The sequence below is a fragment of the Paracoccus ravus genome (genome assembly GCF_004522175.1).
Taxonomy (GTDB): domain Bacteria; phylum Pseudomonadota; class Alphaproteobacteria; order Rhodobacterales; family Rhodobacteraceae; genus Paracoccus; species Paracoccus ravus.
The window spans coordinates 1-26,090 of sequence record NZ_SDEB01000021.1 but is presented as its reverse complement, the minus strand read 5'-3'; the positions used below and the strand labels follow the sequence as shown (position 1 = coordinate 26,090).

The window sequence follows — 26,090 nt, the reverse complement described above, 5'->3', positions numbered from 1 at the left end:
GCCATGCGCCGCCTGATACTTGCCGCGATCGTCTCGGGCATGGGGCTTGTCGCCCATGCCGAAACCCGCCCCGTGACGGGGGATTACGAATTGGTCGAGATCGAGGGCGTCACTCTGGAGCGCGGCGCCACCGCGCGTCTGGAAGAAGATGGCTCGATTGGCGGGCAGGGGCCCTGCAATGCGTTTCGCGGCCCCAATCTCGCGCATCTGCCCGAGTTGCTTTACAAAAATGTCGCGGTGACGCGGCGGGCCTGCATCACCGAGGGCGGCGAGGCGGCCTTCCTCAAGGCGCTTGGCGCGGTGCGTCATGCGAAATTCGTCGGCACCGAATTGGTGATGACCGGGCCGGATGTCACGATGCGCTGGCGTCCCGTGGTGAAGTAAGCCGCGCTACCAGCCGCGCCCGCGCGGCTGGCAAGGGCCTTCCGGCATGGCTTTCGGCAAGCCGGGTCTCAAGGAAATAGCCGGACAGGGCAAGGGCATCCTCGATCCCGCCATTGCCCTGTCCCCCCAGAAGCGCGGGCAAGGGCAAAAGCTTCGGTGCCCATTCCCCCGCCGCCGCCGCCGAGACCGCCCGCCCCGAACGCGGGCTGACATAGGCGAGCCCCTCGCTTCTGCCGGTCACGGCGCAGCTTCCCAGATCGAGCCCAAAGCCCAATTCGTCCAAAAGCCGCATTTCCCAGAGCAGATAGGCCGTGGCCCAGTCCGAGCCCTCATCCATCAGGTCCAGAAGCGCCTCGGTTGCGTCAGAAAGGCGCGGATGTGGGTCGCGCTCGGGCAGGGCATAGGCGAGCAGGGAAGTGACCGCATTGACCCCGGCCAAGGCCACGCCGCTGGCCAGAAGTCCGGAGCGCGCCCGCGCGGGTTCGACCGAGAAGCCGCCCAGCTGATCCTCAAGCCGTGCCCGCCAACGCAGGCTGACGCGATTTCCGGGTTGCAGCATAGCGGCGCGCTTGGCGCTGGCCCCGCCCGGGACCATGCCCGACAGGATGCCCAACTCGCGCGTCAGCACGGTCAGGATCACGGCATTCTCGCCATGCTTGCGTTGCGTCATCACGCTGCCTTCGCCCTGCCATTCCATCGTCACGCCTTCCCTTCGGCCTCACCCTGCCGCAAATTGGCGCATTGGAACAAGGAGAGTGTCATGTTGAAACCCTGGATCGAGGCGCAGCCGAGGCTGGTCGAAGTCGCAGCCGGACGCGCTTTTGCGGATCTGGTCATCCGGGGCGGGGTTTGGGTCAATGTCCATACCCGTGAACTGATCGAGGACATGGATATTGCCGTGGCTGATGGCCGTGTCGCCTATGTTGGCCCGGACGCCAGCGTCTCCGTCGGCCCCGAGACGCAGGTGATCGAGGCCAAGGGTAGCTACATGATGCCGGGCCTGATCGACGCGCATATGCATGTCGAATCGGGGATGCTGACGCCTGCCGGTTTTGCCGCTGCGGTGATCCCGCATGGCACGACCACGATGTTCCACGATCCGCATGAGATCGCGAATGTTCTGGGCCTTGAAGGTGTGCGGCTGATGCGGGACGAATCGCTGATCCAGCCGGTCAGCATGTTGACTCAGATGCCGAGCTGCGCCCCCTCGGCCCCCGGTCTGGAAACCACCGGTGCACCCATCACCGAGGGCGAGGTTGCGCAGGCGATGGGCTGGGAGGGCATAATCGGTCTGGGCGAGATGATGAACTTCCCCGGGGTCGCGGCGGGCGATCCGCAGATGCTGGGCGAGATCGCGGCGACACGCGCGGCGGGAAAGACCGTCGGCGGCCATTACGCCAGCCCCGATCTGGGCCGGCCCTTCCATGCCTATGTCGCGGGCGGCGCGGCGGATGACCACGAAACCACCAGCGAGGCGCAGGGTATCGCCCGCGTCCGTCAGGGCATGGGCTGCATGATGCGACTGGGCTCGGCATGGTATGACGTGGAAACGCAGATCACCGCGATCACCGAAAAGGGCCTTGATCCGCGTTTCTTCATCCTGTGCACCGATGATTGCCATTCCGGTACGCTGGTGAATGACGGCCATATGAACCGAGTCGTGCGCCACGCCATCGATTGCGGCTGCGACCCCCTGATCGCGATCCAGATGGCGACGATCAATACCGCCAGCCATTTCGGGCAGGAGCGCGAGCTTGGCTCGATTACCCCGGGGCGGCGGGCGGATGTGATTCTGACCTCGGACCTGCGGACGCTGCCGATCGAGGCGGTGATCGCGCAGGGTCAGCTGGTCGCGGAAGCGGGCAAGCTGCTGGTTGCTTGTCCGCGCATCGACTGGCCCGAGCGGGCGCGCAAATCGGTGCGGCTTGGCAAGGAACTGGCGGGTGCGGATTTCGAGGTCCGGGCGAGCGGAGATCAGGCCCGCGTCCGGGTCATCGGCGTGGTTGAAAATCAGGCCCCGACCCAGGCGCTCGAGGCCGATCTGCCGATCCGTGAAGGTGTCGTCGAAGGGCAGGGCGATACCTGCCAGATCGCGCTGGTCGAACGGCATCAGGGCACGGGCGGGGTGGTGAACGGCTTCGTCTCGGGCTTCGGCTATCGGGGCAAAGTCGCCGTGGCCTCGACGGTGGCGCATGACAGCCACCATATGATCGTGGTCGGGACCTGTCGCGAAACGATGGCGGCGGCAGCGAACCATCTGGGGCGTCTGGGGGGCGGCGTCACCGTCTTCCGCGATGGCGCGGAACTGGCCAGCGTCGCCTTGCCCATCGGTGGGTTGATGTCCGACCGTCCCGCCGAGGAGGTGGCCGAGGCTGCGCAGGCCATCGTGCAGGCCATGCAGGATTGCGGCTGCAACCTGAACAACGCCTATATGCAGCATTCGCTGCTGGCTCTGGTGGTGATCCCGGAACTTCGGATCTCGGATCTGGGCATTGTCGATGTGCGCAGCTTTGAGCTGGTCGATCTGATCGTCAGCTAAGCCTTGATGCGTCGCCGTCGCGGGTGACGTTCAGAAATTGCGCCCGGCCCCGAAGCGTGTCGAACAATTCGGGGCCGGTGCCGGTCAGGAAACATTGCGCGGTAAGCGCGCAGATTTCGTCATGCAAAGCGGCGCGCCGGTCGGCATCCAAATGCGCCGCCACCTCATCCAGCAGTAGCACTGGCGCTTCCTCGGCCAGCGCACGGGCATTCGCGAGGATCAGAGACAGAAGCAGCGCCTTTTGCTCACCCGTGGAACTCAGCGCGGCGGGCATGTCCTGCGGTCCCCAATGCGCGCCCAGATCGGCGCGATGCGGGCCGCTCAGCGTGCGCCCGGCGGCCATGTCACGGACGCGGCCTTCGGCTAGGCGCGTGGCAATGCTGTCGGGGTCGGGGTCATCGGCGGCACCTTCACCGGGCAGCAGCGTCAGCGTGGCGGCGGGGAACGCCGTCTCGGCACCGTCCTGCGCCGCCATGATCAGGGCAATGGCATCCAGCCGATTTCGGGTGACCGCAGCCCCCATATCGGCCATCTGCAATTCCAGCGCGCGATACCAGCCCGCGTCGCGGACCTCGTCCTTTAGGAGCCGGTTGCGCTCGCGCATGGCCTTTTCATAACCCAAGGCATCCTCGGCATGGCCGGGGGTGAAGCTTAGGGTAATGCGGTCAAGGAAGCGGCGGCGGGCCTCGGGCGCGTCGGTCCATATCCGGTCCATTGCGGGGGTCAGCCAGATCACCCGCATCAGATTGCCAAGAGCCACCTGCGTCGCTTGCTTGTCGTCGATCGTGACTTCGCGGGACTGGCCCGGCAGCGCGCGAGTGGCTATCTGCCTGTCGCCAAGCGTGGCGCGGATCTGCCAGCCGACATCCGGGCCGCGCCGCGCCTGATCGGCAGGCTGCGCACCCCGCATCCCGCGACCGGGCGAAAGCATGGACATCGCCTCAAGGATATTGGTCTTGCCAGCGCCATTCGGCCCGTGAATTGCCACGGGCCGCTGGTCGGTATCGATCTCAAGACGAGCCCAGCTGCGAAACTGGGTCAGATGCAGATGCGTTAGCGTCACACGCGCATCGGCATGACGACATAGACGGCGCTGGTGTCGCCGCCCTCGCGGATCAGCGCCGCATCGCCCGAGCCGTTGAACAGGAAAACGGCGTTCTCGCGGTCGATCTGGCCCGCGATTTCGTGCAGGTATTTGGCGTTGAAGCCGATTTCCAGCGGCTCGTCGGCATAGGCCACGGGCAGTTCTTCCTCGGCCGCACCGGCATCGGGGGCGTTCACGGACAGGACCAGCCGGTCTTCGTCCAAGGACAGCTTGACTGCGCGCGAACGCTCGCTGCTGACGGTGGCGACGCGGTCAACGGCTTTGGCGAAATCGCCGGCGTCGACTTCCAGCTTGCGGGCATTGCCCGAGGGGATGACGCGGCTGTAATCCGGGAAAGTGCCGTCGATGACCTTCGAGGTCAGGGTGATCGTGGGCGTGGCGTAGCGCACCTTTGTTTCGCTGACCGAAACGGCGATCTCGGTCGCGTCGTCGTCCAAGAGCTTGCGCAGCTCGGTGACGGTCTTGCGCGGCACGATCACGCCGGGCATTTCAGCCGCCCCTGCTGGCAGCGTGGCATCGATCCGGGCCAGACGATGGCCGTCGGTCGCGACGCAGCGCAGGGATGGACCGTCCTCGGATTGCGCCACATGCATATAGACGCCGTTCAGATAATAGCGGGTTTCCTCGTTCGAGATGGCGAATTTCGACTTGTCGAACAACCGACGCAGCACCGAAGCGGGGGCCGAGAAATTCGCCGAATATTCCGACGAGGACATGACCGGAAAATCCTCGCGCGGCAGGGTCGCCAGGCTGAAATTCGAGCGCCCGGCCTGCACCGAGAGGCGGCCCGAATTCAGGTCAAGGTCCAACTGCACCAGCGCGCCATCGGGCAGCTTGCGGGCAATGTCATTGAGCATGCTGGCCGAGACGGTCGTGGCGCCGGGGCGCTCGATCTGGGCATTGGCCAGATAGACGATCTCGGTGTCCAGATCCGTCGCGCGGAAACTGACGCCATCGGACGTCGTTTCGATCAGGACATTGGCGAGGATCGGAATCGTGTTGCGCCGCTCGACAACGGACTGTGCCTGAGAAACTGCCTTAACCAGATCGGCACGTTCGATCGCAAATTTCATGGTCGGTCCTTATATGTCGTTCGCAGCGGGAAGGCCGACTATAAGGCCCAACCCAGTGCCGGGCAATTTCGCAGATTTGCCCGGCGGGTCAAGCGGATCAGAGGCCTCAGGCCTCGAGAAGCCGCCGCAGCAGGTCGATATCCTCGGACAGGCTGCGATCGGCCGAGCGCAGTTCCTCGATCTTGCGCACGCCATGCATGATCGTGGTGTGATCGCGGCCACCGAAACGACGCCCGATTTCGGGCAGCGAGCGCGAGGTCATCTGCTTGGACAAGTACATCGCGATCTGGCGCGGGCGGGCGACGGTGCGCACGCGCTTCGGCCCGATCATGTCGGCGAGGCGGATATTGTAATGCTCGGCGACCTTGCGCTGGATCTCTTCGATCGAGACCTTGCGGTCATTGGCGCGCAGGATATCGGCCAGACATTCCTGCGTCATGTCCAGCGTGATCTCGCGGCCCATCAGGCTGGCAAAGGCAAAGAGCCGCTGCAGCGCGCCTTCGAGGACACGGACGTTCGAGGTGATGCGATGGGCGAGGAATTCCAGCACGCCCGGCGCCAGTTGCAGGCCCGGATATTGCAGGCGGAAACTGTCGGTCTTGGATTGCAGGATGCCCAAGCGCAGCTCGTAATCGGTCGGGTGCAGGTCCACGACCAGACCGCATTGCAGGCGCGACTTGATGCGCTCTTCCATATCCTTGATCTCGCCCGGCGCGCGGTCCGCCGAGATGACGATCTGCTTGCCTTGATCGACCAAGGTATTGAACGTATGGAAGAATTCTTCCTGCGTCGAATCCTTGCCGGCGATGAACTGCACGTCATCAACCATCAGGACCGAAACATTGCGGAAGAGTTCCTTGAAATCCATCACGGTGCGGTCGCGCAAGGCCTGCACGAAGCGATACATGAATTGCTCGGCCGAGAGATAAAGCACCCTGGCCTCGGGCTGGCGGATCTGGAATTCGCGGGCGATGGCATGCATAAGATGGGTCTTGCCCAGCCCGACGCCGCCATAAAGGAAAAGCGGGTTGAAGGTCACCGGCCCGCCTTCGGCGACGCGGCGCGCGGCGGCATGGGCCAGCTCGTTGGGTTTTCCGACGATGAAATTGTCGAAGGTGAAACGCTGGTCCAGCGGCGCGGTCAGCTCGTCCTCGGCAGCGGCAGTGGCCACCGCGGCACGGGGCGCAGCCCGCTTGGGCTCGGTATTGGCGGCGGCGACCTGACGGCTGGTCTGGCTGCGGGTCTCGAAGGCGATGCGTTGCACCGGCCCGTCGAGACGATCCAGAACCTTCAGGATGTCGTCGCTGTAATGGCGCGAGACCCAATCCGACAAAAAGCGCGTCGGGCATTGGATGGTGGCCGTGCCTTCCTCGACGCCGCTCAGGCGAAGGGGCTCGATCCAGGTCGCGAAACTGTCGGCACCGACGATCTTCTGAAGTTCTTCACGCGCCTGCCCCCAAATCTTATCCATCTCGCCCAAGTCCGTTTCTTTGCCCATGATCCGCCGGTTTCTCCGGCGGTGTTGATTCGGCATCGGTCCCGGATGGACAAGAGGTAAAACGACAGGACCCTGCGTCGCAAATCGCGCGACGTTGAAGCCGTCCTGCGGCGTTAACTCAAACATGACTCATGATCCGGCAAGAAGCCGGCTCACTCATACAGTTGGTCGCTGATCGTCCCCCGATCAAACGTCCCAGCCCATGTCCGACGGCAGTGCCGGTCCATGGGGCATGTCCCCCAGGTGCGATGTGAATCGCAGGACCGAAGCTAGCAAGAGAGGTGCTCTGCCGACAACCGTTCTTCGCGCTTGACAGCCACTTTGCCTATTCGAATCTCGCGGCGCGGTGACAAAATCGTGACAGCACGAAAGCCTATGTTTTTCAGTTATTTAGACCATGTGGTCTAATGGAAATGGGCGCGCCCTAGACGAACGCGCCCATACTAATTCTACCTATAGTTGCGTAAAAGCCGCAGCCCGATCAGGCGGCGAGGGCTTTCACGCGTGCCGCGAGGCGCGAGACCTTGCGGGCGGCGGTGTTCTTGTGAACCACGCCTTTGGTAACGCCGCGCATCAGTTCCGGCTGAGCAGCTTGCAGAGCGGCTTTCGCAGCAGCAGCATCGCCCGAGGCGATGGCTTCTTCAACCTTGCGCAGGAAGGTGCGGATGCGCGAGCGGCGTGCTTTGTTGACTTCGGTCACGCGCTCGATCTGGCGGGCGCGCTTTTTCGACTGGGGCGTATTGGCCATGGGTGCGGTCCTGTCTGTTTCACTGTTTCGTTGACGCAAAAGCCCCATGGCACCGCCCGAATCGGACAGTCATGTTTCTTGCCTTAAGCGGGCCCACGCGCATGTAAGCCCGGCCCTATAAAGGGCGCAGGCGGGATTGCCAAGGGGAAATCAGCGGTCGCGGAACTGCGGCTCGCGCTTTTCGAGAAAGGCGCTCATGCCTTCCTTTTGATCCTCGGTCGAGAACAGCGCCTGGAAGCTGCGACGCTCGAACAGGATGCCCTCGCGCAGCGTGGTCTCATAGGCGCGGTTCACCGCCTCCTTGGCGGCGCGGACGGCGATCTGGGATTTCTCGGTGATCTTCTTGGCCGTCGCGATCGCTTCGGCGAGCAGCTTGGTCGTGGGCACGACGCGGCTGACCAGGCCCGCGCGCTCGGCCTCGGCCGCGTCCATGAAGCGGCCCGTCAGATGCATCTCCATCGCCTTGGACTTGCCGACAAAGCGGGTCAGGCGCTGCGTGCCGCCGATGCCCGCCATGACGCCCAGATTGATCTCGGGCTGGCCGAATTTCGCGTTCTCGGCGCAGATGATAAAGTCGCAGGCCATGGCCAACTCGCAGCCGCCGCCCAAAGCATAGCCCGAAACCGCCGCGATGATCGGCTTGCGGGTGGCGGTGATGCGGTCGATCTCGGGGCCGAAGAAATCCTCGGAATAGGCCTCGACGAAGGTTTTCGTCGACATTTCCTTGATGTCGGCCCCTGCGGCAAAGGCCTTTTCGCTGCCGGTCAGCACGATGCAGCGCACCTTCTCGTTCCGGTCGGCATCGGCGAGGGCGTCACCCAGTTCGCCGAGAAGCTGGGAATTCAGGGCATTCAGCGCCTCGGGGCGATTCAGCCGGATCAGCGCAACATAGTCGTCGATCTCGACGGTGAGGGTTTGGTAAGCCATTCAAACCTAGCCTTTCGCATTGAAGCTGGTCGCGACTCGTAACAAAGCCGCGAGCGTCTGGCTAGTTCCGGACCACCTGCTATTTCTGGCAGGTCGGGCAATAGAAGCTCGAGCGCCCGGATTGCACGATGCGCCGGATGATCCCGGCACAGCCCGGCGTGGCGCAGGGCTGGCCCTCGCGGCCATAGGCGCGGAAGGAATGCTGGAAATAGCCAAGCTCTCCGGTGGCCTGGCGATGATCGCGCAGGCTTGAGCCCCCTGCGGCAATGGCCTCGTGCAGCACATCCTTGATATGGCCGGTCAGGGCGGCAATGCGCGTGGCAGAGATTCGGCCCGCAAGCCGCCTCGGATCAATGCCCGCGCGATAGAGCGCCTCAGAGACATAGATATTGCCCAGGCCCGCGACGAGGCGCTGATCCAGCAGGGCGGCCTTGACCGGGGTCTTCTTGCCCGCGAATGCCCGGATCAGGACATCGGGGGCAAAATCGTCGGAAAGCGGCTCGGGGCCGAGATGGGCCAGCATCGGATGCTCGGCCCCCGGCGCGATCAGATCCACCATGCCGAATCGCCGAGCATCGTTGAAGGTGATCTGCGTGCCCTCATCGTTCCAGAAGACGACATGGTCGTGACGCGACAGGATCGCGGGGTCGCGCTGGAACTCGCCCTGCACCGCGCCTTCGATCAGCATCCGGCCCGACATGCCCAGATGCAGAAGGATGCTGCCGCGGTCCTCAAGATCGACGAGAATGTATTTCGAACGCCGCCTGAGGCCCGTCACCCGCGCCCCGGTCACGACCTGCACGAGGTCCGGGGGCAGCGGCCAGCGCAGGTCGGGACGGCGGGCCTCGGCGCGGGCGATGACATGGCCCTCCAGATGGGGCGCGAGGCCCCGGCGGACGGTTTCGACCTCAGGCAGTTCTGGCATTTATTTTCCATTCGTCGCATGGTGCGCGGCGCGCATCTGGCCTATCTGGGCGCGAAACGACGAATGGACAAGCAAGATGACCGATGACCAGCGCAAAGAAACCCATTTCGGATTCCGCACCGTGGCGGAAGAGGAAAAGGCCGGGCTGGTGCATGGTGTGTTTTCCCGCGTGGCTTCGCGTTATGATGTGATGAACGACCTGATGAGCGTGGGCATCCACCGCGTCTGGAAGACCGCGATGATGGATTGGCTGGCCCCGCGCGACGGCCAGCACCTGCTGGATGTCGCCGGCGGCACGGGCGACGTGGCCTTCCGCTTCCTGCAGCGCGCGTCAGGCGCACGGGTCACGGTCTGCGACATGACCGAGTCGATGCTGGTCGAGGGCCGCAAGCGCGCCGAGGCCAGCCGCTTGGCCGACCGCCTTGCCTGGGTCACGGGTGACGCGATGAAGCTGCCCTTCGCCGATGAAAGCTTCGACCGCTACACGATCAGCTTCGGCATCCGCAACGTCACCCGCATCCCCGATGCGCTGGCCGAGGCGCGCCGCGTCCTCAAGCCCGGCGGCCGGCTGATGGTGCTGGAATTCAGCCAGATGCCGGTTCCGATGCTGCAATGGCTCTATGACCGCTACAGCTTCAACGTCATTCCGAAGATGGGCGAGATCGTCGCCAATGACCGCGACAGCTACCAATATCTGGTCGAATCGATCCGCAAGTTCCCTGATCAGGAGAGCTTTGCCACGATGATCCGCCATGCCGGCTTCGGTCGCGTGCAATATCGCAACATGTCCATGGGGATCGCCGCGCTGCATTCCGGCTGGAAGGTCTGAACCATGCGCGGTCCGCATAATATCTGGCGCCTGATCCGCACCGGCGCGACATTCGAGCGCACGGGTGCGATGCGTGCGGTGCTGGATGCGGTGAATGCCCCCTCGCGGGTGCGGCTCGCCGCCCATGTTCTGGGCTGGCCCTTCGCATGGCTCGGCTACAAGGGCGATCCGAACCTGCCGCCGGTAACCCGCGCGATCACCGCCTTGGGACCGGCCTATATCAAGTTCGGCCAGATCCTTTCCACCCGCCCCGACGTGGTCGGGCCGGAACTCGCCGAGCAGCTTTCGATGCTGCAGGACCGCCTGCCGCCCTTTCCGCAGGATCAGGCCAAGCGCATTGTCGAGAATGCTCTGGGCAAGCCTGTCGAGGCGATGTTCAGCGAATTCTCGGAACCCGTCGCTGCTGCTTCGATCGCGCAAGTGCATCGCGCGCGCCGCGCCGACAATGGCCGTGAAGTCGCGGTCAAGGTGCTGCGCCCCTCGGTCGAGGCGGGCTTCCGCCGCGATATCGACGCCTTCCATTTCGCCGCCGCGATGATCGAGCGGCTCTCGCCCGCGACGCGCCGCCTGCGTCCGCGCGACGTGGTCGGCCATTTCGAATCCGTCGTCATGGGCGAACTGGATCTGCGCCGCGAGGCCGCCGCGGCCTCGGAATTCGCCGAGAATACCAAGGGCGATGACGGCATGCGCGTGCCGCATCCGCATTGGCATCTGTCGGCGCGCCGCGTGCTGACCAGCGACTGGGCCGAGGGCCTGCCGATGGGCGATGTCGCGGGGCTGAAGGCGGCGGGGCACGACCTGCCCGCGATTGCCGCGCGGGTCCTGCAGATCTTCCTGCAGCATGCTTTGCGCGACGGCTTCTTCCATGCCGACATGCATCAGGGCAACCTGAAGGTCGCGGCGGATGGCGATGTCATCATCTATGATTTCGGGATCATGGGCGAGATCGACGAATATACCCGTCGGGTCTATGCCGAGATCCTGATGGGCTTTATTCGGCGCGACTATATGCGCGTGGCCCGCGTCCATTTCGAGGCGGGCTATGTGCCCCCCGACCGCGACATGACGGAATTCGCCCGCGCCCTTCGTGCCGTCGGCGAGCCGATCTTCGGCGCGGATGCGAGCCAGATCTCTATGGCCAACCTCCTCTCTTACCTGTTCGAAGTGACCGAGCGTTTCGGCATGCGGACCCGGACCGAGCTGATCCTCTTGCAGCGCACCATGGTCGTGGTCGAAGGCGTGGCGCGCTCGATCGACCCGCAGATCAATATCTGGGAGGTCGCCCGCCCCGTGGTGGAAAGCTATATCCGCGACAATCTCGGCCCCAAGGCAGCCGCCCGCGATCTGGGCCGCTCGGCGCAGGTTCTCGCCCGTTTCGCGCCGCTGCTGCCCGAATTCCTCGAACGCCGCATGCCCGAATTGCTGCGCGGCGGGGATGACCGCATCATTATCCGCGAACGGAAAAGCGGGCTCGGGCCCGGGATCGCCATCGGGGCTGTCGTGGCGCTGGCCGCGGCATGGTTCGGCGCATGGCTGGGTTGAGCGGCCACAGCGCCCCTTGAGGGACCGCCCGCTTTGGCCTAATCCGCATCCATGCGCATTCTTTATCTTGGGGACGTGATGGGCCGTGCCGGCCGTCGCGCCATTGTCGAAGGGCTCGCGCCGCTGAAACAGCGGCTCGGAGCCGATTTCACCATCGTGAACAGCGAGAACGCCTCGGGCGGCATGGGGCTGACCGGGGGCCATGCCAAGCTGATCCTCGACGCGGGTGCGGATTGCATCACGCTGGGCGATCATGCCTTCGACCAGAAGGAAATGATCTCCTTCATCGAGACCGAGCCGCGCGTCATCCGGCCGCTGAACTATTCCAAGGTCGCGCCGGGCAAGGGCGCGCGGGTCTTCGAGGCGACGCGCGGGCGCAAGATCCTCGTCGCGCAGATCCTTGGGCAGGTCTTCATGAAGCGGCCCTTCGACGATCCCTTCTCGGCGATCGACTCGGTGCTGCGGGCCCATACCCTGGGCGGGCTGGTGCAGGCCTCGGTCGTCGATATCCATGCCGAGGCCACCAGCGAGAAAATGGCCATCGGTCATTGGTGCGACGGGCGGACCAGCCTTGTCGTCGGCACCCATACCCATGTGCCGACGGCAGACACCATGATCCTTGCGCGGGGCACGGGCTATCAGTCCGATGCTGGCATGTGCGGCGACTATGACAGCGTGATCGGCATGGACAAGGCCGAGCCGCTGCGCCGCTTCCTGACCGGCATGGTGTCCGAGCGTTTCACCCCGGCCGAGGGCGAGGCAAGCCTTTGCGGCGTCATGGTCACAACCGATGACCGGACCGGCAAGGCCACGGCCATTCAGGCGGTGCGGCAGGGCGGCAGGCTTTCGCAGGCCTGAGCGCTTTCACTTGCGGCAGCGCGCGGAAAGATTCTAATACCTATCGAAACTGCCGTGATTAAAACGGCGCTTGCGACAGGGACGTGATGCTCGGCTTCGAACTGACCGGAACCAATGCGGCGATCGCGATGCTGGTCATCGTCGCTCTTACCTTCATTCAGTTCATCCGGGAAAAGCATCCGCCCGAGGTCGTGGCCATCGGATCGGCCGCGACAATGATGTTGCTGGGGCTTCTGCCGGTGAAGGACGCGGCCAGCGTGTTGTCGAATGGTGCGCCCTGGACCATCGCCTTCATGTTCCTGATCATGGGCGGGCTGCTCAGGACCGGTGCGCTGGAAATGATGTCGCGCGCCGTATCGGCCCATGCCGTGGACAAGCCCAAGCGCACCGTCGGCGCCTTGTTCGCATTCGTGATCGTTGCCTCGGCCATCATGAACAATACCCCGGTCGTGGCGGTGATGATCCCGATCTTTATCCAGCTTGCACTGCGCATCGGGGTCGCACCATCCAAGCTTCTGATGCCATTGAGCTATTTCACGATTATGGGGGGGATGCTCTCGCTGATCGGGACCTCGACCAACCTTCTGGTCGATGGCGTGGCGCGCGAAGCGGGATTGCCGCATTTCACGATTTTCGAGATCGCGCCGGTCGGGCTGGCGGTGACGGTGGCCGGGATCCTCTATTTCATGCTGCTCGGGCGGAAACTGCTGCCGGACCGGACCTCGCTCGCGGGGTTTCTCGGCAGCAAGCGGGCGATGAAATATTTCACCGAAGTCGCGATCCCCGAGGATTCGGCGCTGGTCGGCCAGAATGTCACCGAGGTCGCGATGTTCAAGCGCGAGGCCGTCCGGCTGGTCGATGTGCTGCGCGGAGACGCTTCGCTGCGGCGCAACCTGACCGAGGTCGTTCTGGAACCGGGGGACCGCGTCGTCCTGCGGACCGAGATGTCGAACCTTCTGGAGATGCAGGGCAACAAGAACCTGCAAATGGTCGACAAGCTGAGTTCGGTCGAAACCGAGACGGTCGAGGTCCTGATCTCGCCCGGCGCGCGTCTGATCGGGCGGCGGCTGGGCGACATGCGGCTGCGCCGCCGCTATGGCGTCTATGTGCTGGCCGCGCATCGCCGCAGCCAGAATATCGGCCGGCAGCTTGACGATCTGGTGGTGCGGGTCGGTGACACGCTGCTGCTCGAGGGCGCGCCCGAGGATATCGCGCGCCTTGCCGCCGATATGGAACTGGTCGATGTCTCGCGCCCGGCGGACCGGGCCTATCGCCGGGATCGCGCGCCGATCGCCATTCTGGCGCTGCTTTCGGTGGTGGTGCTCGCGACGCTGGACCTCGCACCGATCCAGGCGCTGGCCTTCGTGGCGGCGGCGGTGGTCCTGGTCACGCGCTGCGTCGATGCAGAAGAGGCCTTTTCCTTTGTCGATGGGCGGCTGCTCGCCATGATCTTTGCCATGCTGGCGGTGGGCGAGGCGCTGGAACATACCGGAACGGTTAATCTGATCGTGGATTTCGTGGCCCCCTTCCTGCGCGGGATGCCGCCATTCCTGACGCTGATCTGCGTCTATTTCCTTGGCCTGTTCATGACCGAGGTGCTTTCGAACAATGCCGTCGCCGTGTTGCTGACGCCGATCGCGATCGCGCTGGCGCAAAACCTGGGCCATGATCCGCGCCCCTATGTCGTCGCGGTCATGTTCTCGGCCACGGTCGCCTTCGCCACGCCCATCGGCTATCAGACGCATATGATGGTCTATGGCCCGGGCGGCTATAAATTCGGTGATTTCATCAGAGTGGGCGTGCCCTTGGACATCATCACGGGCATCGTCGCCTGCATCACCATCCCCTTCCTCTGGCCGCTCTGAGGCGGTCAGTCCGCTGGCTCAGTCGCGCAGGAAACCGCCGCGCACGGCGGTTTCGGCCTTGGCGCAAAGCGTCTTGCGGGTCTCGCCCGCGACCGGGATCGGGTCATGAAGCCGCACCGTGACCCGGCCCTGCCGGGGCTGGGCAAGGATCGACAGCAGATGCGGTCCCAGCCCCATATTCGCGAACCAGCCATAGAAACGCGGATCGCGGCCCGAGGGTGCCTGATAGATCGCGGTCATCGGCTGGATGGCCAGGTCATCGGGCATTTCCGGTGCCAGAAATCCCTGAAACAGCGTCGCCTTGAAGGGAAGGACACGCAGCCCGTCGGTGCTGGTCCCTTCCGGAAAGAACAGAAGCCGGTGCCCGGCACGGGTTCGGGCGGCGAATTCCTCGGCCTGGGCGCGGGCAAGTTTCGGATCGCGGGTGACGAAATGCGTATCGGTGACCCGGGTCAGGATATTGATCCCGGGCCAGCCCGCGACCTCGGCCTTGGACACGAAGAATACCGGCATCGCGGCATTCATCACCAGAATGTCGAGCCAGCCCGCATGGTTCGCCACCACCGCGCCGGGGCCACGCATCGCCCGGCCCTCGCGTTTCCATTTCAGGCCCATGATCCAGAGCGAGGCCCGGCAGACGCCCTGCACAAGCCGGCCGCTGAGCGGACGGCGCGGACCGGTCAGCAGCCTTTCCGCGCCCCGCAGCGGCAGGATCAGCACGACGCCGGTCAGCAGGACAGAGATGATGCCCAGCCCCCTTGTGCCGACCAGCACCCAGCCCAGGGGGCCGGGGCGCGCATGTTCCGGGGCGGGCATCTCGCCATGCCAGGCATGCGAGGATCTCGTGCCTGCTTCGGGGGTGGTTTCGCTCATTGGCCCTGCCAGCGGGTTTCGTAAAATTTGCGGTGCTTGGCCGACATGGCGGCAGTATCGACCAGAAGAAACACGTCCGTCGTGTTGAAATCATGGTCCAGATAGGCACCTTCGCCGATCGCGCCGCCGATGCGCAGATAGGCCTTGATCAGCGGCGGCATGCTGGTGACGGCGATCCGCCGGTCCAGATCCTGCGCGCCGACCAGATCCATGCGCTGATAACCGCAGGATCGCGCGACAGGGCGGATACCGGGATCGGCGAGGTGATGATGATGTAGCCAGGTCAAAGGCTGGGCCAGCGCCTCGGCATCTGTCCCGTGGAACGAGGCAACGCCGAACAGGATCTCGACCCCGCGATTGAGCACATATTCCGCCAAGGCGTTCCACAGCAGGAACATGCCGCTTCCGCCGCGATACTCGGGATCGACGCAGGAGCGGCCGAGTTCCAGCAGCGAACGACCCGAGCGTTTCAGCGGGTCGAGATCATATTCCGTGTCGCAATAGAAGCGCCCGAAATCCTCGGCCCTTTCGCCGGGAAGCAGGCGATAGACGCCGACGACGTGATTGAGGCTTTCGACCGGGCGGCGCGTATCGACCAGGACGAGGTGATCGACGACCGTGTCGAATTCATCGCATTCCAGCCGGCGGTCGTGATCGACCAGCGGACCATCCGCGCCGAGTTCCTCGACAAAGACCCGGTAGCGCAGGCGCTGCGCGGATAAGAGATCATGTTCCTCGGTGGCAAGCCGCGTCACCAGATACGAGCTTTCAAGCGTCATGGTCGGGATTTTGCCTGATCCTTGTTTTTCGATTCGTCTTAGGCGGGCAGGCCCCCCTTTGCAACAGCGTCGCGCCGGGTTTGGGCAAACGGAACTGCCGGATTGACACAACTAAAAGTTGTATTAACCTTCATTGCATGAGCTAGGAATGCAATGTCACCAATTCAAGCTCCACATGGCGTCCGTTCAGGACCTGCTTGCCGGCATTGGCGAAATTGACCGTGATGCGGTCGCCGATGCGGGACTGGACCTGACCTATACCCCATTCCGGGGCGGCAGGATTGCGGACGATCATTCCGGGCTCAAGGATCTCATTCATGTCGCACCTGTTCAGCGGCACCGCGAGGGCTAGATACCGATGGACGACCTGACAACCAAGCGCAACCCAACTTCCCATGATCTGAGCGATCCCGAGCGGCTGGCGGCTCTCGTCACGTCGCGGCTATGCCATGACCTTATCTCGCCCCTCGGCGCGATCGGCAATGGTCTTGAACTGCTGCAGATGGCCGGAGGGCTGCGCAGCGGGCCGGACAGCCCGGAAATGGCCTTGATCTCGGACAGCGTCGATGCGTCTCGGGCGCGGCTGCGCTGGTTCCGCATCGCCTTTGGCCCGGTCGCCCCCGAGCAGCGCAGCAGCCTGACCGAAATGGCCGCGCTCTTGGCCGATATGGAACGGGGTGGGCGGCTGAGGGTCCGCATCGACGCCGAAGGCGACATGCCGCGCATCGAGGCGCGGATGATCCTGCTGGGCCTGATGTGTCTGGAAACGGCGCTGCCTTGGGGCGGCAGCATCCTGGTCTGCCGCGGCGCGGTGGGATGGCGGCTGGTCGCCGAGGCCGCCCGGACGCGCCCGGATCCGGCGCTCTGGTCCTGGCTCGATGCGGCGGCGGGACGCGAATTGCCGGCCCCTTCTCCCTCCGAGGTGCATTTTCCGGTCTTCGCCACGCTCTCGGCGCGCGAGGCACGTCCGATCAGTTGGGAACTGGACGAGAAGGGCGGCGAGATTTCATTCTGAGGATTGGCCGGAACCGGCGTCCCACCCCGCCGGGATCGGCTGGTCGGGGGCGCGCGCCAGCGCCTCGCGAATCCTCCGGCCCCAATGTTCGGGAGGGTTTCGGGCCTCATCCACCAGCCGCGAAAGAAGATCCAGGGCCAGGTCCGGCTGATGCGCGAAAAGCGCCATGCCCGCTTCAAAGCGGATGCTGTCCGGCCCTTCCTGCGCCAGGCGCAGCAATTCCGGGGCGGCGCGGTCGGGATGGCGCGGCAGAGCCTCACGGGCGAGGTGCAGGCGATAGCGATGCGATGCCGCGCGCCCCTCGCGGTGGAACTGCCGGATCGCCCCCAGATGCATCCGCGCCTCGACAAGCATGGTGGACACCCGCCCGATCTTGCCCGCGTCGGCAATGACGCCGGTGCAGGGATGCCCGCCATAGGGCAGTCCCAGCAGGCGCAGGCGGGGGAAGGCGGCCTTGATGCGCTCCGCATGCGCGCGGTCGGCCCGGATGGTCGGATCATAAAGCAGGACGCCCCGCAGCCCGGTATCGCCCCAATCCTCGGGGCGGGGCATCGGATGGTTCATGCGCCGGAACTTGGTGTGACGGGCGGTATCATAGGGTGCAATCCGCGGATCGATCGAATATTGCGGCGAGACCAGAAGGCATCGCGAGACCCGCGCCGCCCGGGAATAAAGAAGCACCGCATAGCCGCCCATGGAAAAGCCCGTCGCCGTCACTTCGGCATAATCAGCCGTTGCGGCGGCCATGGCATCGGCAAGCGCCCTGCTGCCGGGCGACAGGAACCAGTCACGCCGCGCCGTCTGAACCGTCAGCGCGTCGATCCCCAGCCTTTCGGCAAAGCCCGGGCAATGGCTCGGGGCAAAGCCCTTCATCACGTCCCGCCCGGCCTCAAAGCACAGAACCGCACGCGCCGAGGGGGCGTGCCCGCGAAACAGCGTCAGCCTGTGGCGGCCATCGTCATGCAGGATGCGGGGCGCGCGCAAACCCGCCCCTCAGTCGCGGATCGTTCCGTCCCCGGTCACGAGATATTTGAAGCTGGTCAATTGCTCGGCGCCGACCGGGCCGCGGGCATGCATCTTGCCGGTGGCGATGCCGATTTCCGCGCCCATGCCGAATTCGCCGCCATCGGCGAATTGGGTCGAGGCATTGTGCATCAGAATGGCGCTGTCGAGCCCGTTGAAGAACCGCCGCGCTGTGGCGTCATCCTCGGTCAGGATCGATTCCGTATGGCCCGAGCCATGGCGGCGGATATGCGAGATCGCCCCCGTGACCCCGTCGACAAGCCGTGCCGCGATGATCTTGTCCAGGAATTCATGGCCGAAATCCGAATCCATCGCAGGCACCGTGCCGGGGATCTGCGACAACTCGCCCTCGGCACGGACCTCGATGCCGGCCTCCAGCAGATCGCGGATGAGCACCGCGCCATGTTGGGCGTAAAAGGCGCGGTCGATCAGCAGGCATTCCGCGGCGCCGCAAATGCCGGTGCGGCGGGTCTTGGCGTTCAGGACGACCCGGCGGGCCTTGTCCAGATCCGCGGCGCCATCGGCATAGACATGGCAGATGCCCTCGAGATGGGCAAAGACCGGAACGCGGGCTTCCTTCTGCACCAGCCCGACCAACCCCTTGCCGCCGCGGGGGACGATGACGTCGATCAGGCCCTGCGCGCGCAGCATGGCGGCGACGGCCTCGCGGTCTCGGGTCGGGACAAGCTGGATCGCGGCCTCGGGCAGGCCAGCCTGACGCAGGCCGGTGATTAGCGCGGCATGGATCGCCTCGGAACTGTTCAGGCTTTCCGAACCGCCCCGCAGGATCACCGCATTGCCGGATTTGAGCGCCAGCGCCGCGGCATCGGCGGTGACATTCGGGCGGCTTTCATAGATCACGCCAATCACCCCCAAGGGCGTCGCCACGCGCTGGATATGCAGCCCGTTCGGCCGGTCCCATTCAGCCAGCACCCGCCCGACCGGATCGGCTTGCGCCGCGACCGCGCGCAGCCCCTCGGCCATGGCCCGGACGCGCGCGCCATCAAGGCGCAGGCGGTCGAGCATGGCGGGGGACAGGCCCTTTTCGCGGGCGAAATCCATGTCCAGCGTATTGGCATCAAGGATCGCGCCTTCAGACGCGATGATCGCATCGGCGGCGCTGATCAGAGCCGCGTGCTTGCGCTCGGAACTGGCCTCGGCAAGGGTCAGCGCGGCGTCGCGCGCGGCGGTCCCAAGCTGGGCGATCAGCACATCGGCATCGGTCTGGGTCAGGTCTTTCATCGCGCAATCCCCCTTGCTTGGCCATGGAATAGGCCGGGGAGGCGCGGAAAACCAGAAGGAAAGGGGGTAGGTGCAGGATTCTGTTGCCAGGCTCCTGCGGGCCCCGCCTTACACTGCTAGGCGCAAGGGCTTAAGTTTCGGTTACCCGAGCTGCTTACGCAGCCAGAGCGACCGGAGCACGGTTGTCGTTGGCAACTGTACAATTTGCACCGATATCGGTGGTAGCTCACCGAGACAAAGCAAACAGCTTTAGACGTTCGTCGATCCTGTTTCGACCCCAGATGCCCCCAACGAGGGAGTTTGGTGGAGTCGCCGGGTACCGCCCCCGGGTCCGATCCGCTTATTACCTGCGCGTTTATGTCCATAGTCCGGGCGAACCCGAACAGGCGGAATATAGGCAGGGCCACGGCCATGCGCAAGGGCACTATATTCCCGTCCGCGATCTGCCGCGGAATGAAAAAGGGAGGCTGTCGCCCCCCTTTCTGCTCGACGGATCAGAAGCCTGCCTTGATCTTTTCGAATTCGGCCAGCTGCTTTTCACGCTGCGCGGGATCGTTCGGCGTCTGGCTCAGGATCGGCGCATCGACCTCGGACAGGCCGTTCTTGACCGCCGGCTCGTCCTTGACCGTTTCCATCGCGACGGTCGAGGTATGGCCATAGCCGATCGTGTCCAGAAGCCCTTTGGCCGAGGCGGGCGCGAGCCAGGCATTCATGAATTCATGCGCCTTGTCCTCGCTGCCGGGACCGTCCTTGAGATTGATGAAGCCGCAGAAGAAATTCGACGAGCCCTCTTTTGGCGCACGTTGGAAGCCGATGGGAAAGCCCTCGTTTTCCAGAAGCACCACGCCGTCATTCCACGACCAGGCCACGTCCACCGCACCCGAAGCCATCAGTTGGGCCTGTTCGGAAGGATCAGCCCAATAAGCCGCGACATTGACATGCGCCTTGCGCAGCCAATCGGCGGCGGCGGCGAATTGCTCGTCCGTGACCTTGGTCCAGTCCGTCACCCCGGTTGCGAGATAGGCGAGTGCCCAGACGTCATCGGCCGAATCGGGCAGCGAGGTGCGGCCCTGGTATTTCGCGTCGGTAAAGACATTCAGGCTCGCAACGTCCTCGGCCGGGACCGTTTCTGTATTATAGGCGATGGCGGTCGCGCCCCAGTCGGTCGGGATGAACCAGACGCCCTGATCGTCCTTGAAGATCGGGCTGGCCAGGAACTTGGGGTCGATGCTTTCGAAATTCGGGATCTTGGAAACATCCCAAGGCTCGATCAGCCCGGCATCGCGATATTTCGAGATCATCTGCGAGCAGGGATGCGCGATGTCCGCCTTGAAGCCCGAGGCGAGCTTTTGATAGGCCTCGTCGTCATCGCCGTAAAAGGCATAGGTCGGGCTGTCGCCATATTTCTCGACATAGCCCTGAAAGATCGAGGGTTCCTCGAAGCCCGCCCAGTCGAAGACGGTCAGTTCGGAATCGGCGGCAAAGACGGGAGCGGCCATGCCCGTCAGGACGAGAGCAAGGGCGGAGGAGCGCAGAAGTTTCATCTGTGACCTTTGAGTGGAGTGGTGATGTTTCGGACGCTAGCGGCCCGGCAAACCGCCCGCAAGCATCGCAAGCCCGCTTCGTTGCCCGTTCCGGGGGCATTGCTAAATAAATTAGCAGGTTAGCCCTACCAGCGCCCGGAAGCGCCGCCGCCACGCGACGAGCCGCCGCCAAAGCCCGATCCGCCGCTGCGCGAGGCTGCGCGATAGGCCGGGTTGCGCTCGCGTCGCAGTACTTCGCCGGACGGATCATACCAGATGCGCTGCGGCATCGGGCTGCTTCGGGTCTCGGACCAGCCGCAACTGGGGCAGGAGCGAGTGATCTGGGTTTCGTCGATCATGTAGCCGCCCTCGGGTCGGGGGGCGTGATGGGGCGCGCGTTCAACGACCAGCTTGCCCTTGCCGCATTGCGGGCAATGACGGCGACGCCAATGCCGCCGGGCGATCGCGGCGAAAATCGCGGTGAAAGCCCCGAAGAACATGAATTTCACCGCCTTATCGGCCCAGTTGTTTCTTGGCTTCGGGGGCGGCAAGCCTTGCGCTTGCGGGCGGGCGATCAGCGAGATGACGGCTTCGGTCCCGTCGCGCGTGCCTGTCGACAGGCGGTTCTCGCGGAAGGCGGGCAGCATGGTGCCGCGCATGATGTCTTGGGCGCGGATGTCGGCTTCGGGCGAATAGCCCGCGCCCAGTTCAATGCGGGCCTCGCGGTCGAGGGCGAGGACCAGCACCATGAAGCCGTCATTGCGGCTCGCATCGCCCACGCCCCATTGGTTGAAAAGCCGAGTCGCGAAGGGTTCGAGCCCGTCGCTGCCGCCATAGCGGGCTCGGTCCTCGAGCGTGACCACCGTGCCCTCGATGCCGGTGGTGTTCCGCAGCTCCTGCAAAGCGCGGTCGATAGCGGCCTCATCCTCGGGGGTGATCACTTCGGCAAAATCATTCACCGTCACCGAGCGTGGCTTCGGCAGATCCTGCGCAAGCGCCATTTGTGCCCAAAGCGTAAGGCCCAGCAGCAGGACGAAAAGCCCTCGCATGGTCAATCCGTCAAGATGTCGGGAGTGCCGCAGATCTTGGGATCGGGCTGGCCGATCAGCGCATCGTCGCGGCCATGGAAATCCACCGCATGCAGGATGGTCTGGATCGCTGCGATCCGCGCCCGGCGCTTGTCATCCGAGCGGATCACCGTCCAGGGCGCGACCTTGGTATGGCTGCGCTTCAGCGTGTCATGGATCGCGTCGGTATAGTCGTCCCATTTCGCCAGCCCGTCCACGTCGATGGAACTGAGTTTCCATTGCTTCAGCGGGTCTTTCTCGCGGTCGAGGAATCGCTTCAACTGCTCGGCGCGATCGACGCTGAGCCACAGCTTCACGAGGATGATCCCGTCATCGGCGAACATGGCCTCGAAGGCGGGAAGCTGGCGGAAGAAGGTCTCGCGCTGGTTCTTGTCGGAAAAGCCGAAGACCTTCTCGACCACGCCGCGATTGTACCAGCTGCGGTCGAAGAGCGCGATTTCGCCCCGCGCGGGCAGCCAATCGACATAGCGCTGGAAATACCATTGCCCGGATTCGCGCTCGCTGGGCTTGGGCAGAGCCACGATATAGGTCGAGCGCGGGTTCAGGTTCTCGCGCACCCGCTCAATCGTGCCGCCCTTGCCCGCAGCGTCGCGGCCCTCGAAGACAACCACGACGCGTTTTCCGGTCTGGATCACGTCGCGCATCATGCGGACGAGCTGCAATTGCAGCACGTCCATATGCGCCGCGTAATCCTTCTCGCTCATTTCCTCGCGATAGGGATAGCTCTTGCTGAGGATGTCATCCTTGCCGGCCTTTTTGATGGCCTTGCGAATTTCCGAGGGCGCGTCATTCTCAAAGAACCGGGTGATCGCCCCGACGTAAGGAAGATCGGGCTGATCCTTCGTCAATGCCTTCTTCTCGAACTTCTTCGCCACGAATTACCCTTTCCCGATACGTTCCATGTCGTAATAGGTCGTCTGGTAGATCTCGTTGATCCAGTTACCGTAAAGCAGATGGGCATGGCTGCGCCAGCGGTTCATGGGCACCTGCGCCGGGTCGTCATCGGGATAGTAATTCACCGGGACGTTGATCGGTTTCCCGGCCAGCACGTCGCGGTCATATTCGTCCTTCAGCGTCGTGCTGTCATATTCGAAATGGTTGAAGACATAGAGCGCGCGGCGGTCCGGGTCCTCGATCAGGCAGGGGCCGGCCTGTTCCGAGGCGATCAGCGTGCGCAAAGCCGGGATCGCGTCGACCTCGTCCTGACGTACCTCGGTCCAGCGGCTGACCGGGACTAAAACGTCATCCGAGAATCCGCGCAGATAGGGGCTGGCGGGCGCAAGGTTGCGGTGGCGGAAGCAGCCGAAGGCCTTGTGGTCAAGGCTATGCTTTTCCAGCCGGTTGAAATGCCACGCCATCGCCATGCCGCCCCAGCACACGCCGAAGGTGGAATGGACATGGCTCTGGGTCCATTCGAAGACGCGGGTCAATTCGTCCCAATAGGTCACATCCTCGAAGGGCAGATGCTCGATTGGCGCGCCAGTAATGATGAGTCCGTCGAACTTCTCGCCCGTCGCCTCGACCTCGCAGAAGCGGCGATAAAAGGACTGCATGTGATCGGCCGCCGTATTGCGGCTTTCATGGTCCGACATGCGGATCAGCTGGAAGTCGATCTGCAAGGGCGTTGCGCCGATCAGCCGGGCGAATTGGTTCTCGGTCTGGATCTTTTTCGGCATCAGGTTCAAGAGCCCGATGCGCAGCGGACGGATGTCTTGGGTCGCGGCCCGACCCGGCGATATGACCATGACGCCCTCATCCGACAGGATGTCGAAGGCGGGCAGGTCATTTGGCAGGGTAATGGGCATTATGCGTCCTTTCTGTCGATGGCGAGGCCGATCAACTGGATCAGGTCCTCGGGCGATTTCAACTCGGCGACTTCCTCGGCGAGCAGCGTCACGCCGCGGCGGGCCATCGCCTGATAGCGGGGCTGGCGATGGGCCAGAGCGCGGGAATAGGTCCAGCGGATGAAATCATCGGGATTGACCTGTTCCTCTGTCAGCCCTTTTTCAACCCGGTAATCGGTCCATGCGCGATCAAGAAATTGCGGCTGATAATACATCGGCTTCGGCGCGCGGTCGAAGCGGCGCACCAGTTCCGCCGTATGTGCGTCCGAGCCCTTGATCCAGACCAGCAGTAATTCTTTGTCCAGCGCATCCAGCACCGGGTCGGTTTCGGCGAAGGGATCGACCACTTCGCAGACCGATCCACCGGAATCGCAGACGAAATTCGGGATATTATAGATGTCCTTGGCGCGGCGGATGAAATGGCCGGTATCCAGCAGCGAGGAAATCTCGGCCGTGCGATGCTGGTCCTGCCGGCGCATATATTCCTCGAAATCGAGGCCGCCGCGCGATGCGCTGCCGGGCTTGCCCAGATAAGTCGAAAGCGGCGCAAGGTTCTCGAAGGTGATGTTCGACGCGATATAGACCGAATCCGACAGCAGCAATTCGCGCAGGAAAGGGACCTTCATCGCCTCGCGCTTGAAGTTATCGGCGATCAGCTCGCCCATGTAGCGCGTGCCGATGCGGTAATCGACCGAGTAATGGAACCAGTCGCCCGCATTGCGCAGCATGGTCGCGAGATAGGTCTTGCCCAGTCCCGACATGCCGAAAAACAGCACGCGCCTGCGCTGTGCGTTCAGCCATTCGGCTTTCGTCTTGTAGATCATGGGCCGTTCCTCATTGGTCGGGCGATAGTTAGTCCCATGTTTCGGGCGAGAAAAGGGGCGGGCGGCCCATCTGAGCGCAGGAATTTTCGCGCGCCCTCTTGCAGGTGGATTTCGAGCCCCCTATTTCCCGGCTGCGGACCGGGCCCCTCTGGCGACAAATGTCGTGATGTCGGACCGCATCGAGCCTTGCTCGGTGCCCGCCCGGATCTTTCTTCCATCGGCGACGCATCGGCATTCCTTCTGATGTGGAGCCTGATTGTGGACCCTTTTTACCTGACCCTGTTTCTGGGCACGCCGCTTTGGTTGTGGCTGCTTTTCCTTGGCCTTGTCGGCGCGCTGCTGGCCTTTGACCTTGGTGTCTTGAACCGCAAGGATCATGAGATCGGCGTCGCCGAAAGTCTGAAGCTTTCGGCCCTTTATATCTCGCTCGGCGTGCTTTTCGGCGGCTTCATCTGGTATCAGATGGGCGCGACCTCGGCGGCTGAATACATGACGGCCTTCGTCGTCGAAAAGACGCTGGCGATGGACAACGTCTTTGTCATCGCGCTGATTTTCACCACGCTGTCGATCCCGCGCGCCTATCAGCACCGCGTGCTGTTCTGGGGCATTCTGGGCGTGATCGTGCTGCGCGGCGTGATGATCGGCGTCGGCGCGACGCTGGTCGCCCAATATGGCTGGGTGCTTTATATCTTCGCCGGTTTCCTGATCCTGACGGGCATCAAGATGCTGTTCATGGGCGACAAGGAGCATGACATGGGCTCGAACCCGGTCCTGAACTTCCTGCGCCGCCATATGCGTCTGACCGACGAATTGCATGGCCATGCCTTCATCGTGAAGCAGAAGGACAGCCGCACCGGCCGCATCGTGCGCCATGCGACGCCTTTGCTGCTGGCGCTGGTGATGATCGAGATCGCTGACGTGATCTTCGCGGTCGACTCGGTCCCGGCGGTCTTTGCGATCACCACCGACCCCTATATCGTCTATACCTCGAACATCTTCGCGATCCTTGGCCTGCGGGCGCTGTTCTTCGCGCTTGCGGCGATCATCCACCGCTTTGAATATCTCAAGCAGGCGCTGGCCGTGTTGCTGGTCTTCATCGGCTCGAAGGTGTTCATCGCGGATCTGATGGGCCTGGCGAAATTCCCGCCCGCCGTCTCGCTGGGCATCACCTTCGCGATCCTGGGCGCGGGTGTCGCCTATTCGCTCTGGCGCACGCGCGGGCAGGACGCATCGCCCGCAGAATAAGCCGGATGCGGCAGAAACGCGCAAAGGGCCGGGACATTTCCCGGCCGATGCTGTTGAGAGACTCTGCGCTTGATTGTGCAAAGCCTTCTGATTCCCTTGGATTATGGGGATTGGGAGGGTTCACGATGGTCGGAAGACAGAAGGCTCATGCCCGACTGTTCTACGCGTTCGATCTTGAGACGCATATTCCGTCCGCTCACCTCGTCCGGGGCATCGACCGGTTTCTGGACCTGGCTGATCTGCACGATGAGATGCGGGCTTTTTACAGCCATACAGGCCGACCCTCGATTGATCCGGAACTCATGATCCGCATGCTTGTCGTTGGCTATGTCATGGGATTG

26 protein-coding genes and 1 other RNA gene are annotated in these 26,090 nt (G+C 63.8%); 9 read left to right on the top strand and 18 right to left on the bottom strand.

Features of this window, described 5'->3' with window-relative positions; translation table 11 throughout:
* Nucleotides 1–3: 3 nt before the first annotated feature.
* Nucleotides 4–384 (top strand): META domain-containing protein, encoded by a 381-nt coding sequence (locus tag ESZ60_RS15425; RefSeq protein ID WP_134681627.1) that lies wholly within the window; start codon nucleotides 4–6, stop codon nucleotides 382–384.
* Here the strand turns inward: ESZ60_RS15425 and recO are convergent.
* Nucleotides 353–1,081 (bottom strand): DNA repair protein RecO, encoded by a 729-nt coding sequence (recO, locus tag ESZ60_RS15420; protein ID WP_134681673.1) that lies wholly within the window; start codon nucleotides 1,079–1,081, stop codon nucleotides 353–355. The genes ESZ60_RS15425 and recO overlap by 32 nt on opposite strands.
* Before the next feature lie 63 nt (nucleotides 1,082–1,144).
* On the opposite strand from recO, the gene ESZ60_RS15415 reads away from it, so the two are divergent.
* The gene (locus tag ESZ60_RS15415; protein ID WP_134681626.1) at nucleotides 1,145–2,923 is read left to right on the top strand and encodes an adenine deaminase; all 1,779 of its coding nucleotides are present in this window, start codon (nucleotides 1,145–1,147) and stop codon (nucleotides 2,921–2,923) included.
* Here ESZ60_RS15415 and recF read toward each other — a convergent pair.
* The 6 genes from recF to mutM all read right to left on the bottom strand — a co-directional run bounded on the left by recF (nucleotide 2,916) and on the right by mutM (nucleotide 9,199).
* A complete protein-coding gene (recF, locus tag ESZ60_RS15410; protein WP_134681625.1) occupies nucleotides 2,916–3,986 on the bottom strand; it encodes a DNA replication/repair protein RecF in 1,071 nt (356 codons plus the stop codon). The two genes, ESZ60_RS15415 and recF, sit on opposite strands and share 8 nt — an antisense overlap.
* Nucleotides 3,983–5,101 carry a DNA polymerase III subunit beta gene (gene dnaN, locus ESZ60_RS15405; protein WP_134681624.1) on the bottom strand — a complete coding sequence of 373 codons (1,119 nt, stop codon included), beginning with the start codon at nucleotides 5,099–5,101 and terminating at the stop codon, nucleotides 3,983–3,985. The genes recF and dnaN overlap by 4 nt, the downstream gene beginning before the upstream one ends.
* Nucleotides 5,102–5,207: 106 nt before the next feature.
* Entirely contained in the window at nucleotides 5,208–6,572 is a 1,365-nt protein-coding gene (gene dnaA / locus ESZ60_RS15400) for a chromosomal replication initiator protein DnaA (protein WP_245155719.1), read from the bottom strand.
* 508 nt (nucleotides 6,573–7,080) lie between these two features.
* Entirely contained in the window at nucleotides 7,081–7,347 is a 267-nt protein-coding gene (gene rpsT / locus ESZ60_RS15395; RefSeq protein ID WP_134681672.1) for a 30S ribosomal protein S20, read from the bottom strand.
* A 150-nt stretch (nucleotides 7,348–7,497) separates the two neighbouring features.
* On the bottom strand, nucleotides 7,498–8,274 hold the full coding sequence (locus ESZ60_RS15390; protein ID WP_134681622.1) for an enoyl-CoA hydratase: 777 nt from the start codon (nucleotides 8,272–8,274) through the stop codon (nucleotides 7,498–7,500).
* 79 nt (nucleotides 8,275–8,353) lie between these two features.
* Nucleotides 8,354–9,199 (bottom strand): bifunctional DNA-formamidopyrimidine glycosylase/DNA-(apurinic or apyrimidinic site) lyase, encoded by an 846-nt coding sequence (mutM, locus tag ESZ60_RS15385; protein ID WP_134681621.1) that lies wholly within the window; start codon nucleotides 9,197–9,199, stop codon nucleotides 8,354–8,356.
* Between the two features lie 76 nt (nucleotides 9,200–9,275).
* Between mutM and ubiE the strand changes: the two genes are divergently transcribed.
* From ubiE to ESZ60_RS15365, 4 genes are all read left to right on the top strand, one after another.
* On the top strand, nucleotides 9,276–10,028 hold the full coding sequence (ubiE, locus tag ESZ60_RS15380) for a bifunctional demethylmenaquinone methyltransferase/2-methoxy-6-polyprenyl-1,4-benzoquinol methylase UbiE (RefSeq protein ID WP_134681620.1): 753 nt from the start codon (nucleotides 9,276–9,278) through the stop codon (nucleotides 10,026–10,028).
* Nucleotides 10,029–10,031: 3 nt separating this feature from the next.
* Entirely contained in the window at nucleotides 10,032–11,570 is a 1,539-nt protein-coding gene (ubiB, locus tag ESZ60_RS15375) for a 2-polyprenylphenol 6-hydroxylase (protein WP_134681619.1), read from the top strand.
* Between the two features lie 51 nt (nucleotides 11,571–11,621).
* Entirely contained in the window at nucleotides 11,622–12,428 is an 807-nt protein-coding gene (locus ESZ60_RS15370; RefSeq protein WP_134681618.1) for a TIGR00282 family metallophosphoesterase, read from the top strand.
* An 86-nt stretch (nucleotides 12,429–12,514) separates the two neighbouring features.
* Nucleotides 12,515–14,293, top strand: a complete 1,779-nt coding sequence (locus tag ESZ60_RS15365) for an SLC13 family permease (protein ID WP_134681617.1) — start codon at nucleotides 12,515–12,517, stop codon at nucleotides 14,291–14,293.
* An 18-nt stretch (nucleotides 14,294–14,311) separates the two neighbouring features.
* Here ESZ60_RS15365 and olsA read toward each other — a convergent pair whose 3' ends face one another.
* The 3 genes from olsA to ESZ60_RS15350 all read right to left on the bottom strand — a co-directional run bounded on the left by olsA (nucleotide 14,312) and on the right by ESZ60_RS15350 (nucleotide 16,264).
* Nucleotides 14,312–15,166, bottom strand: coding sequence for a lyso-ornithine lipid O-acyltransferase (gene olsA / locus ESZ60_RS15360; RefSeq protein ID WP_134681616.1), 855 nt, complete (start codon nucleotides 15,164–15,166; stop codon nucleotides 14,312–14,314).
* A complete protein-coding gene (gene olsB, locus ESZ60_RS15355) occupies nucleotides 15,163–15,945 on the bottom strand; it encodes an L-ornithine N(alpha)-acyltransferase (RefSeq protein WP_134681615.1) in 783 nt (260 codons plus the stop codon). Before olsB ends, olsA begins: the two co-directional genes overlap by 4 nt.
* 142 nt (nucleotides 15,946–16,087) lie before the next feature.
* The gene (locus tag ESZ60_RS15350; protein WP_134681614.1) at nucleotides 16,088–16,264 is read right to left on the bottom strand and encodes a DUF3553 domain-containing protein; all 177 of its coding nucleotides are present in this window, start codon (nucleotides 16,262–16,264) and stop codon (nucleotides 16,088–16,090) included.
* 39 nt (nucleotides 16,265–16,303) lie between these two features.
* Between ESZ60_RS15350 and ESZ60_RS15345 the strand changes: the two genes are divergently transcribed.
* Nucleotides 16,304–16,960: a histidine phosphotransferase family protein gene (locus ESZ60_RS15345; RefSeq protein ID WP_134681613.1), complete on the top strand. Its 657-nt coding sequence runs from the start codon at nucleotides 16,304–16,306 to the stop codon at nucleotides 16,958–16,960.
* Here ESZ60_RS15345 and ESZ60_RS15340 read toward each other — a convergent pair.
* The 8 genes from ESZ60_RS15340 to ESZ60_RS15305 all read right to left on the bottom strand — a co-directional run bounded on the left by ESZ60_RS15340 (nucleotide 16,952) and on the right by ESZ60_RS15305 (nucleotide 24,504).
* Complete coding sequence (locus ESZ60_RS15340) at nucleotides 16,952–17,944, bottom strand: hypothetical protein (protein WP_134681612.1); 993 nt, start codon at nucleotides 17,942–17,944, stop codon at nucleotides 16,952–16,954. The two genes, ESZ60_RS15345 and ESZ60_RS15340, sit on opposite strands and share 9 nt — an antisense overlap.
* A 9-nt stretch (nucleotides 17,945–17,953) precedes the next feature.
* A complete protein-coding gene (locus ESZ60_RS15335; RefSeq protein WP_134681611.1) occupies nucleotides 17,954–19,225 on the bottom strand; it encodes a glutamate-5-semialdehyde dehydrogenase in 1,272 nt (423 codons plus the stop codon).
* Between the two features lie 69 nt (nucleotides 19,226–19,294).
* Nucleotides 19,295–19,648: a transfer-messenger RNA gene (gene ssrA / locus ESZ60_RS15330) on the bottom strand.
* Nucleotides 19,649–19,719: 71 nt separating this feature from the next.
* Nucleotides 19,720–20,769, bottom strand: coding sequence for an ABC transporter substrate-binding protein (locus ESZ60_RS15325; RefSeq protein WP_134681610.1), 1,050 nt, complete (start codon nucleotides 20,767–20,769; stop codon nucleotides 19,720–19,722).
* A gap of 125 nt (nucleotides 20,770–20,894) precedes the next feature.
* Nucleotides 20,895–21,797 (bottom strand): TPM domain-containing protein, encoded by a 903-nt coding sequence (locus ESZ60_RS15320; protein WP_134681609.1) that lies wholly within the window; start codon nucleotides 21,795–21,797, stop codon nucleotides 20,895–20,897.
* A 2-nt stretch (nucleotides 21,798–21,799) separates the two neighbouring features.
* On the bottom strand, nucleotides 21,800–22,711 hold the full coding sequence (gene ppk2, locus ESZ60_RS15315; RefSeq protein WP_134681608.1) for a polyphosphate kinase 2: 912 nt from the start codon (nucleotides 22,709–22,711) through the stop codon (nucleotides 21,800–21,802).
* Nucleotides 22,712–22,714: 3 nt separating this feature from the next.
* Nucleotides 22,715–23,641 carry a homoserine O-succinyltransferase gene (locus ESZ60_RS15310; RefSeq protein WP_134681607.1) on the bottom strand — a complete coding sequence of 309 codons (927 nt, stop codon included), beginning with the start codon at nucleotides 23,639–23,641 and terminating at the stop codon, nucleotides 22,715–22,717.
* Nucleotides 23,641–24,504, bottom strand: coding sequence for an ATPase (locus ESZ60_RS15305; protein ID WP_134681606.1), 864 nt, complete (start codon nucleotides 24,502–24,504; stop codon nucleotides 23,641–23,643). Before ESZ60_RS15305 ends, ESZ60_RS15310 begins: the two co-directional genes overlap by 1 nt.
* A 258-nt stretch (nucleotides 24,505–24,762) precedes the next feature.
* Here ESZ60_RS15305 and ESZ60_RS15300 point away from each other — a divergent pair, with 258 nt between their 5' ends.
* Both ESZ60_RS15300 and ESZ60_RS21085 read left to right on the top strand, forming a co-directional pair.
* A complete protein-coding gene (locus tag ESZ60_RS15300; RefSeq protein ID WP_245155718.1) occupies nucleotides 24,763–25,749 on the top strand; it encodes a TerC family protein in 987 nt (328 codons plus the stop codon).
* Nucleotides 25,750–25,874: 125 nt separating this feature from the next.
* The coding region (locus ESZ60_RS21085) for a transposase (RefSeq protein WP_483414163.1) at nucleotides 25,875–26,090 on the top strand (216 nt) is incomplete at its 3' end.

Bases quoted from the DNA above. Each gene is read 5' to 3' on its own strand.
- ESZ60_RS15425 (WP_134681627.1), top strand. From the start codon at position 4: ATGCGCCGCCTGATACTTGCCGCGATCGTCTCGGGCATGGGGCTTGTC.
- recO (WP_134681673.1), bottom strand. From the start codon at position 1,081: ATGGAATGGCAGGGCGAAGGCAGCGTGATGACGCAACGCAAGCATGGC.
- ESZ60_RS15415 (WP_134681626.1), top strand. From the start codon at position 1,145: ATGTTGAAACCCTGGATCGAGGCGCAGCCGAGGCTGGTCGAAGTCGCA.
- dnaN (WP_134681624.1), bottom strand. From the start codon at position 5,101: ATGAAATTTGCGATCGAACGTGCCGATCTGGTTAAGGCAGTTTCTCAG.
- dnaA (WP_245155719.1), bottom strand. From the start codon at position 6,572: ATGGATAAGATTTGGGGGCAGGCGCGTGAAGAACTTCAGAAGATCGTC.
- rpsT (WP_134681672.1), bottom strand. From the start codon at position 7,347: ATGGCCAATACGCCCCAGTCGAAAAAGCGCGCCCGCCAGATCGAGCGC.
- ESZ60_RS15390 (WP_134681622.1), bottom strand. From the start codon at position 8,274: ATGGCTTACCAAACCCTCACCGTCGAGATCGACGACTATGTTGCGCTG.
- mutM (WP_134681621.1), bottom strand. From the start codon at position 9,199: ATGCCAGAACTGCCTGAGGTCGAAACCGTCCGCCGGGGCCTCGCGCCC.
- ubiE (WP_134681620.1), top strand. From the start codon at position 9,276: ATGACCGATGACCAGCGCAAAGAAACCCATTTCGGATTCCGCACCGTG.
- ubiB (WP_134681619.1), top strand. From the start codon at position 10,032: ATGCGCGGTCCGCATAATATCTGGCGCCTGATCCGCACCGGCGCGACA.
- ESZ60_RS15370 (WP_134681618.1), top strand. From the start codon at position 11,622: ATGCGCATTCTTTATCTTGGGGACGTGATGGGCCGTGCCGGCCGTCGC.
- ESZ60_RS15365 (WP_134681617.1), top strand. From the start codon at position 12,515: ATGCTCGGCTTCGAACTGACCGGAACCAATGCGGCGATCGCGATGCTG.
- olsA (WP_134681616.1), bottom strand. From the start codon at position 15,166: ATGAGCGAAACCACCCCCGAAGCAGGCACGAGATCCTCGCATGCCTGG.
- olsB (WP_134681615.1), bottom strand. From the start codon at position 15,945: ATGACGCTTGAAAGCTCGTATCTGGTGACGCGGCTTGCCACCGAGGAA.
- ESZ60_RS15350 (WP_134681614.1), bottom strand. From the start codon at position 16,264: ATGAATGAGATCCTTGAGCCCGGAATGATCGTCCGCAATCCTGCCGCC.
- ESZ60_RS15345 (WP_134681613.1), top strand. From the start codon at position 16,304: ATGGACGACCTGACAACCAAGCGCAACCCAACTTCCCATGATCTGAGC.
- ESZ60_RS15335 (WP_134681611.1), bottom strand. From the start codon at position 19,225: ATGAAAGACCTGACCCAGACCGATGCCGATGTGCTGATCGCCCAGCTT.
- ESZ60_RS15325 (WP_134681610.1), bottom strand. From the start codon at position 20,769: ATGAAACTTCTGCGCTCCTCCGCCCTTGCTCTCGTCCTGACGGGCATG.
- ESZ60_RS15320 (WP_134681609.1), bottom strand. From the start codon at position 21,797: ATGCGAGGGCTTTTCGTCCTGCTGCTGGGCCTTACGCTTTGGGCACAA.
- ESZ60_RS15310 (WP_134681607.1), bottom strand. From the start codon at position 23,641: ATGCCCATTACCCTGCCAAATGACCTGCCCGCCTTCGACATCCTGTCG.
- ESZ60_RS15305 (WP_134681606.1), bottom strand. From the start codon at position 24,504: ATGATCTACAAGACGAAAGCCGAATGGCTGAACGCACAGCGCAGGCGC.